This window comes from Pseudomonas koreensis, from assembly GCF_036668835.1.
Classification (GTDB): Bacteria; Pseudomonadota; Gammaproteobacteria; order Pseudomonadales; family Pseudomonadaceae; genus Aquipseudomonas; species Aquipseudomonas koreensis_I.
Genome location: NZ_JAZEVW010000010.1, coordinates 95,993 through 109,886, shown reverse-complemented (window position 1 = coordinate 109,886; position 13,894 = coordinate 95,993). Strand labels below are relative to the sequence as shown.

The following is a 13,894-nucleotide window of genomic DNA, read 5'->3' as shown; positions in this document are numbered from 1 at the left end:
TCGCTTGTTGTTCTTATTATTTGTCATACGTCGTCGTACAACATCGATGCGGATATTTCCCATATTTTCGGGGATTGTCAACAGCAAGTTATACGATGACTCCCCGTTCCGACGCAGAACCTTATGGGAGCGAGCCTGCTCGCGAATGCAGACTTTCGCTCGACATCGTTGTCGACTGATACACCGCTTTCGCGAGCAGGCTCCCACAGGGGGCTCCCCCGGGGGAAAAGTGTGTTGCCGGGCGATTTGCGGCAAACTTGGCCCATCCTCTGCACAAGGCCTTTCGATGGATAAATACGCCCCGCGCCAATGGCAACCACACGAGAAGCCCAGTCTGCCGGGTTCGCCCTCGACGCCGTTGCACTCCAACCGCAAGCGCCTGGCCTATGCGCTGGTCGGTGTGCTGGTGGCGGTGACCGGCGGTTTGGGCAATTCGCTGGTGGTTGCCAACCTGATTTATCTGCAAGGCTCGCTCGGCGCAACCACGGCAGAAATGGCCTGGTTGCCCGCAGCCTTCGTGATGACCAACGTGTCGATGAACCTGCTGTTGGTGAAGTTTCGTCAGCAGTTCGGCTTGCGTGCGTTCACCGAGGTGTTTCTGGTGCTGTACGCACTGGTGACCTTTGGGCATCTGTTCGTCAACGACCTGAATTCGGCCATCGCCGTGCGAGCGGCGCATGGCATGGTCGGCGCGGCGCTAAGTTCGCTGGGCCTGTATTACATGGTTCAGGCGTTCCCGGCGAAGTGGCGGCTGAAGGCGCTGGTGCTCGGCCTCGGCACCTCGCAGCTGGCGCTGCCGCTGGCGCGGCTGTTCTCCGAAGACTTGCTGCAGATTGCCGAATGGCGCGGTTTGTACCTGTTCGAACTGGGCATGGCGCTGCTGTCGCTGGGCTGCGTGTTGCTGCTCAAGTTGCCGCCGGGTGACCGCTTCAAGACCTTCGAAAAACTCGACTTCCTGACCTTCGCCATTCTCGCCACCGGCGTCGGCCTGCTTTGTGCGGTGCTGTCACTGGGGCGCATCGACTGGTGGCTGGAAGCCGACTGGATCGGCATCGCGCTGGCGGCGTCGATCGCCCTGATCATCATGGGCCTGGCCATCGAGCACAACCGCAGCAACCCGCTGCTGATGACCCGCTGGCTGGGCAGCGGAACGATGATCCGCCTGGCGCTGGCGGTGACCCTGATTCGCATGGTTACCTCGGAACAATCCACCGGCGCAGTCGGCTTCATGCAGAACCTGAACATGGGTTATGAGCAACTGCACAGTCTGTACGTGGTGATGCTGATCGGCAGCATCGCCGGGCTGGCGACCAGCGCACTGACCATCGACCCGAAACACTTGCTGATGCCACTGATCATTTCCCTGGCGCTGATGGCCACGGGGTCGGTGATGGACAGTTTTTCCAGCAACATCACGCGCCCGCAAAACCTGTATTTCAGCCAGTTCCTGCTGGCATTCGGCAGTACGTTTTTCCTCGGCCCGACCATGGTCTTCGGCACGCGCAACGTGCTGACCAATCCGCGCAATCTGGTGAGTTTTTCCGTGCTGTTCGGGATCTGCAACAACCTCGGCGGGCTGCTCGGCGCGGCGTTGCTCGGGACCTTTCAAATCGTGCGTGAGAAGTACCATTCCAGCCACATCGTCGAGCAACTGGTGATGTCCGATCCGCTGGTGGCAGCGCGCGTGCAGAGTGGCGGTGCGGCCTACGGCGGGCTTTTCGCCGACCCTGGCCTGCGCAACCTGGTCGGCATTCGCAGTCTCGCCAATGCGGCGACACGCGAAGCGAACGTGCTGGCCTATAACGATGTCTTCATGCTGATCGCGGTCATTGCCGTACTGACCATGATCTGGCTTTCGATTCGCGCGCTGTGGCTGATGAGCACCACCAAAGCCATCGAGCCGACGCCTTCCGTACCATCAAGCGGTGCCACTTCTTCATGACCGAACCGACCACCACAACCACCAATGCCATCGCCGCCACGCCTGAGGGGCAGACGCCGCCGTCATCGCCGAACACCGCGCCGCGCTCGCTGCGCGTGCGCATCATCTCGTCACTGGGCTTTGCCGCAATTGCCATCGTCGGCGTGCTGATCGTGCTGTACGCCTGGCAATTGCCGCCGTTCAGCAGTGCCGTCGAGACCACCGAAAACGCCTTGATTCGCGGGCAGGTGACCATCATCGGGCCGCAGCTCAGCGGCTATGTGTTTGAAGTGCCGGTGCAGGATTTTCAGTACGTGAAGGCCGGCGATCTGCTGGTGCGTCTGGATGACCGGATCTATCAGCAGCGCCTCGATCAGGCACTGGCACAACTGGCGGTGCAGCGCGCGGCGCTCGCCAACGTGGTGCAGCAACGCAACAGCGCCGAAGCGACGATCAAGCTGCGTCAGGCGGTGCTCGCCGACAGTGAAGCGCAGTTGCGCAAGAGCGAAGCGGATCTGCGCCGCAACAAGGATCTGGTCAGCGACGGCTCGGTGTCCAAACGCGAATTCGACGTAACCCTCGCCGCCAATGCACAAAGCACCGCCGCCGTGGCGCAAGCCAAGGCCAACCTGGAAATCGCTCGCCAGGACCTGCAAACCGTAATCGTCAATCGCGGCTCGCTGGAAGCCGCCGTGGCCAGCGCCGAAGCCGCAGTGAAACTGGCGCGGATCGACCTGTCGAACACGCGCATCGTCGCCCCGCGCGATGGCCAGCTCGGGCAGATCGGCGTGCGCCTCGGCGCCTACGTCAACTCCGGGGCGCAGTTGATGGCGCTGGTACCGGAGCAGAAGTGGGTAATTGCCAACATGAAGGAAACCCAGATGGACAACGTCCGCGTCGGGCAACCGGTGCGCTTCACTGTCGATGCCTTGAACCACCGCAAATTCACCGGGCATGTGCAGCATATTTCGCCGGGCACCGGTTCCGAATTTGCCTTGCTGCAGGCCGACAACGCCACCGGCAACTTCGTCAAGATCGCCCAGCGCGTGCCGGTGCGGATCACCATCGATCCGGATCAGCAGGAAGAGGAGCGGTTGCGGCCTGGGATGTCGGTGGTGGTCAGCATCGACACCGCGGCAGGTGACACACAACCGCATTGAGCCTGTGGGAGCCTGGGTTTTCCATCCGTTGCAAGCGAATGCTAGTCTTGGTCAACGCTGTCGTCAGGGAGCCCACATGGGCAATCACAAGATCGAAATTCGCCGCAATAACGTCGAGAAAATCCTGCTGGCGGCGGAAAAAGTCTTCGCCGAAAAAGGCTTCGGCAGTACTGCAATGGCCGATATCGCCGCCGAGGTGCAACTGCCACGCTCCAATCTGCATTACTACTTTTCAACCAAGAGCGAGCTGTACAGCGCGGTGCTGTTCGACCTGCTCGAAGTATGGAAACAGGACGCGCTGTGCTTCGAAATGTTCGACGACCCGCGCGTTGTGCTCAGCAGTTACATCCGCGCCAAGATGAACCACTCGCGCAGCCGCCCGTACGGCTCGAAAGTCTGGGCCAACGAAATCATCCATGGCGCGCCGACCCTCGGCGAGGCGCTGGATGCCAGCCTGTATGACTGGGCGAAAATGAAGGAAGCGAAGATTCGTCAGTGGGTCGAGGACAAGCGGATTCTGCCGGTCGAACCGTCGAGCCTGCTGTACATGATCTGGGCCTCGACCCAGCACTATGCCGACTTCGATCATCAGGTGAATATTTTGAACGAGCATCAACCGCTGTCGGACATGCAGTTTGAGCGGGCGGTGCAGACGGTGACGAGTGTGATCTTGCGCGGGATCGGATTGGAGCCTTGAGGCGCAATCAAAAGCCCCTCACCCTAACCCTCTCCCAGAGGGAGAGGGGACTGACTGAGGTGTCTTGAGAGGTACATCGATCTGAAAGACCGAGTCGATTGATCGTTCCCAGGTTCAGCGTGGGAACGATCGATTACCAGCAGCAATAACAGGTCGGCGCAGTGTCGCCGCATCCCCCGATCAGTCCCCTCTCCCTCTGGGAGAGGGCTAGGGTGAGGGCTTTCGGATCAGCGCACGACTCAGACGACAACGTGATACGGATTGCGCGGATCATGATTCCAGTCGAGAAACGGCTTGCCCGTTTCCATCGGCACCATCTCGATGCAGTCCGCCACCGGGCAGGTGATCTGGCACAAATTGCAGCCGACACACTCGTCGTCGATCACCTCATATTTATGCGTGCCGTCCGCCTGTTTCAAACTGCCGATCGCCTGATGTGAGGTGTCTTCGCAAGCGATGTGACAGCGCCCGCAACCAATGCACGCCTCCTGATCGATCCTGGCAATCACCTGGTAGTTGATGTCGAGGTATTTCCAGTCGGTGGTATTGCCCACCGCGCGCCCGGAAAAATCGGCGATGTTGGCGTAACCCTGACTGTCCATCCAACGCGACAGGCCGTCCTTCATCTCCTCGACTATACGGAAGCCGTGGAGCATTGCCGCCGTGCACACCTGCACCGCGCCACTGCCCAGCGCCATGAATTCCGCCGCATCGCGCCAACTGCCGATGCCGCCGATCCCGCAGATCGGCAAGCCCTGGGTCTGCGGATCGCGGGCGATTTCGGCGACCATGTTCAGCGCAATCGGTTTGACCGCCGAGCCGCAATAGCCGCCGTGGGTGCTTTTGCTGCCGACGGTGGGCAGGGCGACCATGTGTTCCAGGTCGACACTGGTGATCGAGTTGATCGTGTTGATCAACGACACTGCATCGGCGCCGCCGCGATGTGCGGCGCGGGCGGCGACGCGGATGTCGGTAATGTTCGGCGTCAGTTTGACGATCACCGGCAGCGAGCAATAGGTCTTGCACCAACGCGTCACCTGCTCGACATACTCCGGCACCTGACCGACCGCCGCGCCCATGCCGCGCTCGGGCATGCCATGGGGGCAGCCGAAGTTCAGTTCGATACCGTCAGCGCCAGTGGCTTCGACCAGCGGCAGGATGTGTTTCCACGATTCCTCCACGCACGGCACCATCAGCGAGACGATCAGCGCACGGTCCGGCCAGTCCTTTTTCACTTGAGTGATTTCGCACAGATTGATCTCCAGCGAGCGGTCGGTGATCAGCTCGATGTTGTTGATACCCAGCACTTCTCGGTTATTGCCGTAGTGCGCCGAGTAGCGTGAGGAAACATTGACTGCCGCCGGGTCTTCGCCAAGGGTTTTCCAGACCACGCCGCCCCATCCGGCTTCGAAGGCGCGGACCACGTTATAAGCCTTGTCGGTGGGTGGCGCGGAGGCCAGCCAGAACGGATTCGGAGCTTTGATGCCGGCGAAGACTATCGAAAGATCGGCCATTTACGCAGCCTCCACGTTGAGCATCAGTTGAGCGTTGATCGCCTCGGCGGCGAGTTTGCCGTGCTGCACGGCTTGCACGGTGAGGTCCTGATCGAGGCTGGTGCAGTCACCGCCGGCATACACGCCTGGGATGCTGGTGCGCAGGTTTGCATCGACTGCGATACGCTCGCCCTGGCGTTTGAGTTCGCGCGCCAGCGGGTCGGCGAGGGCGCCGCCGTCGAAGCTCTGGCCGATGGCTTTGAATATCGCGTCGGCGGCCAGCTCGAAGGTTTCGCCGGTGGTTTGCAGGCGTCCGTCGACCAGATCAGTGCGGGCAAAACGCATGCCGCGCACCCGGCCCTGAGCGTCGAGCAGCACTTCTTCTGGTTGCGCCCAGGTCAGCAAACGCACCTGATTGGCCTTGGCGATGTCCTGTTCGTGCCTCGTCGCGCTCATGTCCGCGGCGCCACGGCGATAGACCAGATTCACATCACGCGCACCGAGGCGGGCCATTTGCACGGCCATGTCGATTGCCGTGTTGCCGGCGCCGAGGACGATGCAGCGCTCGGCCAGCGGCAATTGCGAGAGGTCATCGGTCTGGCGCAGTTCGCGGATGTAATCGGTGGCGGCGAGCAGGCCGGGCGCGTCTTCGTGGGCCAGGCCGAGTTGCTTGCTGGCGTTGAGGCCGAGGCCGAGGAACACCGCGTCGAACTGTTGATGCAGTTCGCTGAGGGTCAGGTTGTCGCCGAGTTTCTGCCCGTGGCGGATTTCGATGCCGCCGATCTGCAGGAGGAAATCCAATTCTTTCTGCGCGTAATCGTCGACCAGTTTGTACTTGGCGATGCCGTATTCATTGAGGCCGCCAGCCTTGCCCCGCGCTTCGAAAATCACCACGTCATGCCCGTGCATGGCGCTGCGATGTGCACAGGACAACCCGGCCGGCCCGGCACCGACCACCGCGATGCGCTTGCCAGTGGCGGCGGCGCGCTGGAACGGGTGCTCGGTAAAGTGCGCATTGTCGACGGCGTAGCGTTGCAGCAGGCCGATCAGCACGGGTGCGCATTCCTGGGCGTTGTTGCGCACGCAGGCTTGCTGGCAAAGAATCTCGGTCGGACAAACCCGCGCGCAACTACCGCCAAGAATGTTCGCCGAAAGGATTTTCTGCGCCGCGCCGGACACGTTGTCCTGATGGATATTGCGAATGAACGACGGAATGTCGATCTCGCTCGGGCACGCATTGACGCACGGCGCGTCGTAGCAGTACAGGCAGCGCGAGGCTTCCAGATGCGCCTGCCGGGCATTGAGCGGCGGCGCCAGATCGGTGAAATGCCCGGCGAGGGCGGCCGCGCTTTCGTGCGGGTGGGGGAGGTGGTTCAGGGAGTCGATCACGGTGGTGTGCCTCACGGTTATTTGAGGTGTTCTGCCTCTGTCGGGCAGTGGTTTTTGTGGCGTTCGGGATGGCCTCTTCGCGAGCAAGCTCGCTCCCACATTTGGAATGCATTTCCCTGTGGGAGCGAGCTTGCTCGCGAAGGCCGAAGGCCTGGATTTCAGCGTTTCACAGCAACTGGCTTATGTTGCTCAGCGCGCTTGCTCAGCAAATCAAACACCGCCGGATACGCCGGCCGTTCGATGTATCGCCCGGCGCCGCGTTCGGCGCGCAGGTCGCCGTCGGCCCAGAGCAGCCGACCCTGGCTGACCGTGTGGCTGGGCACACCGCGCACGGTCTTGCCTTCGAAGATGTTGAAGTCCACCTGCTGATGGTGGGTCTTGGCGGAAATCGTCCGCGTGCCTTGCGGGTCCCACAGCACCAGATCGGCATCGGCGCCGACGCGGATCGCGCCTTTGCGCGGATAGAGATTGAAGATCTTCGCGGTGTTGGTGGAGGTGAGGGCGACGAAATCCTGCATCGACAAGCGCCCGCTGTTGACGCCTTCATCCCAGAGCACCGCCATGCGGTCTTCGATGCCTGCCGTGCCGTTGGGAATCTTGCTGAAGTCATCGCGCCCGGCGGCTTTTTGCTCGGCGCAGAAACAACAGTGGTCAGTGGCGGTGGTGTGCAGGTTGCCGGCCTGCAAGCCATGCCACAGCGCTTCCTGGTGACCGCGCGGGCGGAACGGCGGGCTCATCACGTAGCCGGCAGCGGTCTGCCAGTCCGGGTGTTGGTAAACGCTGTCATCAAGCAGCAGGTGCCCGGCCAGCACTTCGCCGTAAACCGGCTGGCCCTTGCTGCGGGCATAGGTGATTTCGTCGAGGGCTTCCTTGGTCGACACGTGCACCAGGTACAGCGGTGTACCGATGGTTTCCGCGATACGAATCGCCCGGCTCGCCGCTTCGCCTTCGACTTGTGACGGCCGCGACAACGGATGCGCTTCCGGCCCGGTGATGCCCTGGGCCATCAGCTTGCGTTGCAGGTGATAGACCAGCTCGCCGTTTTCCGCATGCACGGTCGGCACCGCGCCGAGTTCCAGGCAACGCTCGAAACTCGCCACCAGCGTGTCGTCGGCGGCCATGATCGCGTTTTTGTAGGCCATGAAGTGCTTGAAGCTGTTGATGCCGTGGTGGCTGACCAGTTCGGCCATTTCCTCGCGGACCTGCTCGCTCCACCAGGTGATCGCGACGTGAAAGCCGTAGTCGGAGGCGGACTTTTCCGCCCAGCCGCGCCACTGATGAAACGCTTCCATCAATGACTGCTGCGGGTTGGGAATCACGAAGTCGATGATCGACGTGGTGCCGCCGGCCAGACCCGCCGCCGTGCCGCTGTAGAAGTCTTCACTGGCCACGGTGCCCATGAACGGTAGCTGCATGTGCGTGTGCGGATCGATGCCGCCGGGCATCAGGTATTGGCCGCTGCCGTCGAGCACTTCAGCGCCGGCCGGAACATCCAGGTTTGCACCGATGGCTTTGATCACGCCGTCAGCGCAATAGACGTCGGCGCGATAACTTTCATCATGGGTAACAACGGTGGCACCACGGATCAACAGAGACATTCCGAGTTCCTCGCAGGCATGACCGACTGGTGTCGGTTCTAGATGTTTTATAGATCTTCAGCTCAGCAGGGTTTATTCCTGTCATGGCTGTCAGGAATAGAAATTAGTCGCGATTTTCTAATTGAGCAAGAATATTTTTCATAAGCTTAGAGGTGTTTTAACACGCTGATAAATATAGATAAAAATGCATATTCACCAAAATGGTGAGCCCGTTCACCATTTTGACGCACTTGACAGGATGGAAATATGAGCAAGATTTTCTATGTGAAATCAGCCGCTTGAAGTTGAGCTGCAGCGGTACGCTCACAAGGAAAAAAAGTGCAGTGCACCAGATTGAGTCCTGACAGTTTGGACAACTTGCCCGACGTTTAGCCTGAGCGTTCAGACAAGTTTCCGCGGGCCGGCTGGATAAATAATTAAAACTGATGAATATCAGAAAGTTGCAAAGCGTTTAAAGCTCGGCCCTGTCGCTAAGCGGGACACCCGGCACGTTTATTGATGCCGCCGCTGACACCATGGCCGGTGCATGAAAGTTGTCAGTTCCTCCGGCCATCGTCCGGCTCGCACCTGCGTGTGCCAGCCGCCTGATGAGCAAAAATAATCAGAAGAACAGTGGAGCGGCCATGCAACAGATCAGATCGCAAGTGAGCGAGCGCGACGGCTTGTTCGAGCTCGAAGCCGGCAGCGACGTCCTCGACAGTCCCCGTTATAACCACGACATGGCACCGACCAAGGTGCACGAACGCAGCTGGAACAAATGGCACATCACCGCGCTGTGGGTCGGCATGTCGATCTGCGTGCCGACCTATACGCTGGGCGGCGTGCTCACCGCCTATTTCGGCCTGACAGTCGGTGAAGCGCTACTGGCGATTCTGTTCGCCAACATCATTGTGCTGATTCCGCTGACGCTGAACGCATTCCCCGGCACCAAGTACGGCATCCCGTTCCCGGTGCTGCTGCGCTCGTCGTTCGGCATTCTCGGCTCCAACGTCCCGTGCCTGATTCGCGCGCTGGTCGCGTGTGGCTGGTTCGGCATACAGACCATGTTCGGTGGCCTGGCGATTCACCTGTTCCTGGGCTCCGTATTCGAAGGCTGGAAATCCTTGGGCGGCACCGGTGAGGTGATCGGTTTCATGGTGTTCTGGGCGCTGAACCTGTGGGTGGTGATTCGCGGTGCCGAGTCGATCAAGTGGCTGGAAACCCTGTCCGCGCCGCTGCTGGTGGCGGTCGGCATCGGTCTGCTCGTCTGGGCGATGCCCAATGTGTCGATGAGCGAACTGATGGCGATCCCGGCCAAGCGTCCGGAAGGCGCCAGTGTGGTCGGTTACTTTGCCGCGGGGCTGACGGCGATGGTCGGTTTCTGGGCCACGCTGTCGCTGAACATTCCTGACTTCAGCCGCTACGCCAAAAGTCAGAAAGACCAGATTCTGGGGCAGATCATCGGCCTGCCATTGACCATGTTTCTGTTCGCCGCGCTCGGCGTGGTGATGACCGCAGCATCGGTGAAACTGGTCGGCGTGACCGTGTCGGACCCGGTCACGCTGATCGGTCATATCCAGAGCCCGGTGTGGGTGGCGGTGGCCATGGCGCTGATCATCATCGCGACGCTGTCGACCAACACCGCGGCCAACATCGTCTCGCCCACCAACGACTTCCAAAACATCGCGCCGAAGGTGATCAACCGCACCAAAGCGGTGTTGCTCACCGGTCTGGTGGGCCTGGCGCTGATGGCCCATGAGCTGCTGAAAAAACTCGGTCTGATCGTTTCCGATGTCAGCCTGGAAAGCGTGTATTCCAACTGGCTGCTGGGCTATTCGAGCCTGCTCGGGCCGATTGCCGGGATCATGGTGGTGGACTATTTCCTGATTAAGAAACAGCAACTGGACCTGGCCGGCCTGTACCGCGATGACGTGTACCCGGCATGGAACGGCGCTGGTTTCATCGCGTTCGGCGTGCCGGTGGCGCTGACGTTGCTGTCGCTGGGCAGCGATGCATTGAGCTGGTTCTACAGCTACGGCTGGTTCACCGGCTCGGCGCTGGGCGGTTTGATCTATTACGGGTTGTGCGTGATGCGCGCGCAGCCATCGGTCGTTAAATCAGCGGTGTAGCGACTGGCCTCATCGCGAGCAGGCTCACTCCTACAGTTTGAAATGCGTTCCCCTGTAGGAGTGAGCCTGCTCGCGATAGCGGTTTACCAGACACAAAAGAAATTGATCGTTCCCACGCTCTGCATGGGAATGCAGCCAGGGATGCTCTGCGTCCCTATCGGTATCAACACTGAGGAGATCCCCATGAACGCAGCCGTCGACGTTCTGCAATCGACCCATCAGCACATCAACCGCGATCGTCTGTGGGCCTCGCTCATGGAGCTGGCCAAACTCGGCGCCACGGTCAAGGGCGGCGTCTGTCGCCTGGCCCTGACCGACCTCGACCGCCAGGCCCGCGACCTGTTTGTGCAATGGTGCAAGGAGGCCGGATGCAGCGTCACGGTGGATGCCGTCGGCAACATTTTCGCCCGTCGTCCGGGGCGTAATCCCGAGTTGCCACCGGTGATGACCGGCAGCCACATCGACACGCAACCCACCGGCGGCAAGTTCGACGGCTGCTTCGGCGTGCTCGCCGGCGTCGAAGTCCTGCGCACTTTGAACGATCTCAACGTGGAAACCGAAGCGCCGCTGGAAGTGGTGGTCTGGACCAACGAAGAAGGCTCGCGCTTCGCCCCGTGCATGATGGGCTCGGGCGTCTTCGCGGAAAAATTCACCCTCGCCGAAACCCTGGCCAAAGTCGACGCCGATGGTGTCACGGTCGGTGAAGCGCTCAACGCCATCGGCTACGCCGGTTCGCGCAAGGTCAGCGGACACCCGGTCGGCGCCTATTTCGAAGCGCACATCGAGCAAGGCCCGATTCTGGAAGACGAAAAGAAAACCATCGGCGTGGTCCTCGGCGCGCTGGGGCAGAAGTGGTTCGACCTCAAGTTGCGCGGTGTCGAAGCCCACGCCGGCCCGACGCCGATGCACCTGCGTAAAGATGCACTGGTCGGCGCTGCAGTGATCGTCGGTGCCGTCAACCGCGCCGCCCTCGGCCACCAGCCGCACGCCTGTGGCACGGTCGGTTGCCTGCAAGCCTATCCCGGTTCGCGCAACGTGATTCCCGGCGAAGTGCGCATGACCCTGGATTTCCGTCATCTGCAGCCGGCGCGTCTGGATTCGATGATTGCTGAGGTGAAGCAAGTCATCGAAGCCACCTGCCAGGCACATGGCCTCACTTATGAACTGACGCCGACTGCCGACTTCCCGCCGCTGTACTTCGAAAAAGGCTGCGTCGAGGCGGTACGCGGCGCGGCGCAAGGGCTGGGCCTGTCACACATGGACATCGTCAGCGGCGCCGGCCACGACGCGATTTTCCTCGCCGAACTCGGCCCGGCCGGGATGATCTTCGTCCCGTGCGAAAACGGCATCAGCCACAACGAAATCGAAAACGCCGCCCCGGACGATCTGGCGGCAGGGTGTGCGGTGTTGCTGCGGGCGATGCTGGCGGCATCGGCGATGGTGGCCGCCGGAAAAGCGGCGGCTTGAAAAAGCAAAAAAACAGGCCATCGATAAAACCAGCAAAGATCGATGGCCTGAGTAGACGCCGCCGTGCCATGCAGACTTCGAGCATCCAATGCTTCTGTCATATTTCCGTCATGAGAGTGTGCGATTTTTCCGCTGCCTGAGACATGAGGTAACAGGTGGTGAGCAGACTAACGCTCTGCTTTCGCAAAGGAAATGGATTCTAAGGAAGTGTGATGTCGACGTTTTGCCAGATTATGGATAGGTCTGAGAGTGGCGGGTGCGGGTGCAAGATCCCATCCAGCGTATTCAGCAAAATCCTGTCGGAAACCTCAGCGGCCAGTACTGTTTCTGATGACAGAGTTGTTCTGGGCTTCGAGTCTTCCGATGACTGCGCCGTTTATGACAATGGCGACAATTACCTGTTGTTCACCACCGACTACTTCTCACCGATCGTTAACGATCCGTACATGTTCGGCCAATTGGCGGCCAGCAACGCGGTGAGCGATATCTTCGCTTCCGGCGGTTATCCGTTGATTGCCAACTCGATCATGGCGTTCGACCCAGAGCAAGTAGCAGTCGAGCAGGTGACCCAGATGATTCTTGGCGCCCAGTCAGTCATGAACAAGTTCAATGTCAGCATTGTTGGCGGCCACACAATCAAGAACAGCCAGCCGCTCTATGGCTTTTCAATCATCGGCCAGGTCGAAAAAAACCGTTTGAAAAAGAACAACACCGCCAAGGCCGGCGACGTGTTGGTGATGACGCGTCCGCTTGGCGTAGGCATCCTTGCCAATGCACTGAAGGTCGGGATTCTCGAGCAAGCGGATATTGCTGCGCGGACCCTGGAGTTGATCACATGTGACAACGAGTTTGGCCGCACCTTGAGTGCTAGTCCTGAGGTTAGTAGCCTGACCGACATCACCGGTTTCGGCTTGATCGGGCATATCAGCGAGATGGTCGGGCCAGGGCAACTGGACGTGCTGTTGGATACTGCTGCACTGAGCTTTTATGACGGTGCCGAATCGCTGGCGGTGGCGGTGACTTCATCTGAAAGCGGCGTTTTCGCCAACATCAGGAAATATGCACAAAATGTCGAATATCTTGGCGAGTTGTCACTGGCGCACAAGTTTCTGCTGCACGATCCGCAAACCAATGGCGGATTGCTGTTCACCGTCAGCGAAGCCTGCCTGGCGCAAAACCGGCAAGCCTGGCAAGCGTTGTCTGCCGACCTGACGGTGATTGGCCGAGTGACACAAGGAACGGGCAAGATCAAGGTTTGCTGAAATGACAGCCATGACGTTCTACCCGGTCATGACCGGTGTGGGAGTACTGGCCGGATTCATGTCGGGCCTGTTCGGTATCGGTGGCGGCATCATTGTGACGCCTCTGCTGGTGCTGGTTTATCCGATGGTGTCCGGACAGAAGTTACCGATTGAAGTGGTAACGGGGCTGTCTTCCGCACAGGGCTTTTTCTCTTCGCTGGTTTCGTTTGCACTGCACCGCACCCGCTTTCAGCCTGATTGGCGAGTGATTGTAAACTTTGCGGTACCGATGGCCGCTGCCAACTTTTTCGCCTCGGTCCATGCCGAAGCATTCAGTGAAAACTTCATTCTGTTTGTCTTCGGACTGCTGGGGTTGTTATCACTGCTGTTGACGTACCTGTTCCGCCAGCCGGTTGCCCTGTTGTGCAACCATTCGTCATTGTCGTTGCCGTTAACGGGGTTGGCGCTTGGGGTTTTGTGCGGACTGGTCGGGCAGGGGGGGGGATTCATTTATCTGCCGGTGCTGGTCAGCCTGTTCGGCCTCCCCATCAAACAGGCCATTTCGACTTCGGCGCTGATTGGCATCATCGGCGCCAGTGGTGCATTGTTTGGCAGGCTAGGCTCGGCGCAAGAGTTTCTCGGTTACACCGGTGAACTGGTGATCGGGATTATTTTGGGCGGCTTTTTGGGCGCAGCCCTGTCTCATCGACTGGATGCCAGGCATTTGAAACGTGCCTTGAATGCCTTCGTTCTGCTCTGTTCGATTCAGCTCATGGCGCGCTTGATCGCCTGAACAACCGCGGCTGCCCGACGTGCTCGG

At 60.1% G+C, this 13,894-nt stretch carries 10 protein-coding genes; 7 read left to right on the top strand and 3 right to left on the bottom strand.

The features are described 5' to 3' along the window. Positions 1-286 precede the first annotated feature (286 nt). The 3 genes from V6F91_RS23705 to V6F91_RS23695 all read left to right on the top strand — a co-directional run bounded on the left by V6F91_RS23705 (position 287) and on the right by V6F91_RS23695 (position 3,778). Positions 287-1,942 (top strand): MFS transporter, encoded by a 1,656-nt coding sequence (locus V6F91_RS23705; protein ID WP_332768711.1) that lies wholly within the window; start codon positions 287-289, stop codon positions 1,940-1,942. Beyond that, positions 1,939-3,081, top strand: a complete 1,143-nt coding sequence (locus V6F91_RS23700) for an HlyD family secretion protein (protein WP_332768709.1) — start codon at positions 1,939-1,941, stop codon at positions 3,079-3,081. The genes V6F91_RS23705 and V6F91_RS23700 overlap by 4 nt, the downstream gene beginning before the upstream one ends. Before the next feature lie 76 nt (positions 3,082-3,157). Continuing rightward, positions 3,158-3,778: a TetR/AcrR family transcriptional regulator gene (locus V6F91_RS23695; RefSeq protein ID WP_332768707.1), complete on the top strand. Its 621-nt coding sequence runs from the start codon at positions 3,158-3,160 to the stop codon at positions 3,776-3,778. Positions 3,779-4,017: 239 nt separating this feature from the next. Here the strand turns inward: V6F91_RS23695 and preA are convergent, their stop codons facing one another. From preA to hydA, 3 genes are all read right to left on the bottom strand, one after another. Further along, on the bottom strand, positions 4,018-5,292 hold the full coding sequence (preA, locus tag V6F91_RS23690; RefSeq protein WP_332768705.1) for an NAD-dependent dihydropyrimidine dehydrogenase subunit PreA: 1,275 nt from the start codon (positions 5,290-5,292) through the stop codon (positions 4,018-4,020). Continuing rightward, positions 5,293-6,660 (bottom strand): NAD(P)-dependent oxidoreductase, encoded by a 1,368-nt coding sequence (locus V6F91_RS23685; RefSeq protein ID WP_332768703.1) that lies wholly within the window; start codon positions 6,658-6,660, stop codon positions 5,293-5,295. Between the two features lie 158 nt (positions 6,661-6,818). Next, positions 6,819-8,258 (bottom strand): dihydropyrimidinase, encoded by a 1,440-nt coding sequence (gene hydA / locus V6F91_RS23680; protein WP_332768701.1) that lies wholly within the window; start codon positions 8,256-8,258, stop codon positions 6,819-6,821. Between the two features lie 623 nt (positions 8,259-8,881). On the opposite strand from hydA, the gene V6F91_RS23675 reads away from it, so the two are divergent. From V6F91_RS23675 to V6F91_RS23660, 4 genes are all read left to right on the top strand, one after another. After that, positions 8,882-10,366, top strand: a complete 1,485-nt coding sequence (locus tag V6F91_RS23675) for an NCS1 family nucleobase:cation symporter-1 (protein WP_332768699.1) — start codon at positions 8,882-8,884, stop codon at positions 10,364-10,366. 183 nt (positions 10,367-10,549) lie between these two features. After that, the gene (locus tag V6F91_RS23670) at positions 10,550-11,833 is read left to right on the top strand and encodes a Zn-dependent hydrolase (RefSeq protein WP_332768697.1); all 1,284 of its coding nucleotides are present in this window, start codon (positions 10,550-10,552) and stop codon (positions 11,831-11,833) included. 212 nt (positions 11,834-12,045) lie between these two features. Next, entirely contained in the window at positions 12,046-13,095 is a 1,050-nt protein-coding gene (gene selD / locus V6F91_RS23665; protein ID WP_332768695.1) for a selenide, water dikinase SelD, read from the top strand. Between the two features lies 1 nt (position 13,096). After that, positions 13,097-13,867: a sulfite exporter TauE/SafE family protein gene (locus V6F91_RS23660; RefSeq protein ID WP_332768693.1), complete on the top strand. Its 771-nt coding sequence runs from the start codon at positions 13,097-13,099 to the stop codon at positions 13,865-13,867. The last annotated feature ends 27 nt before the right edge of the window (positions 13,868-13,894 follow it).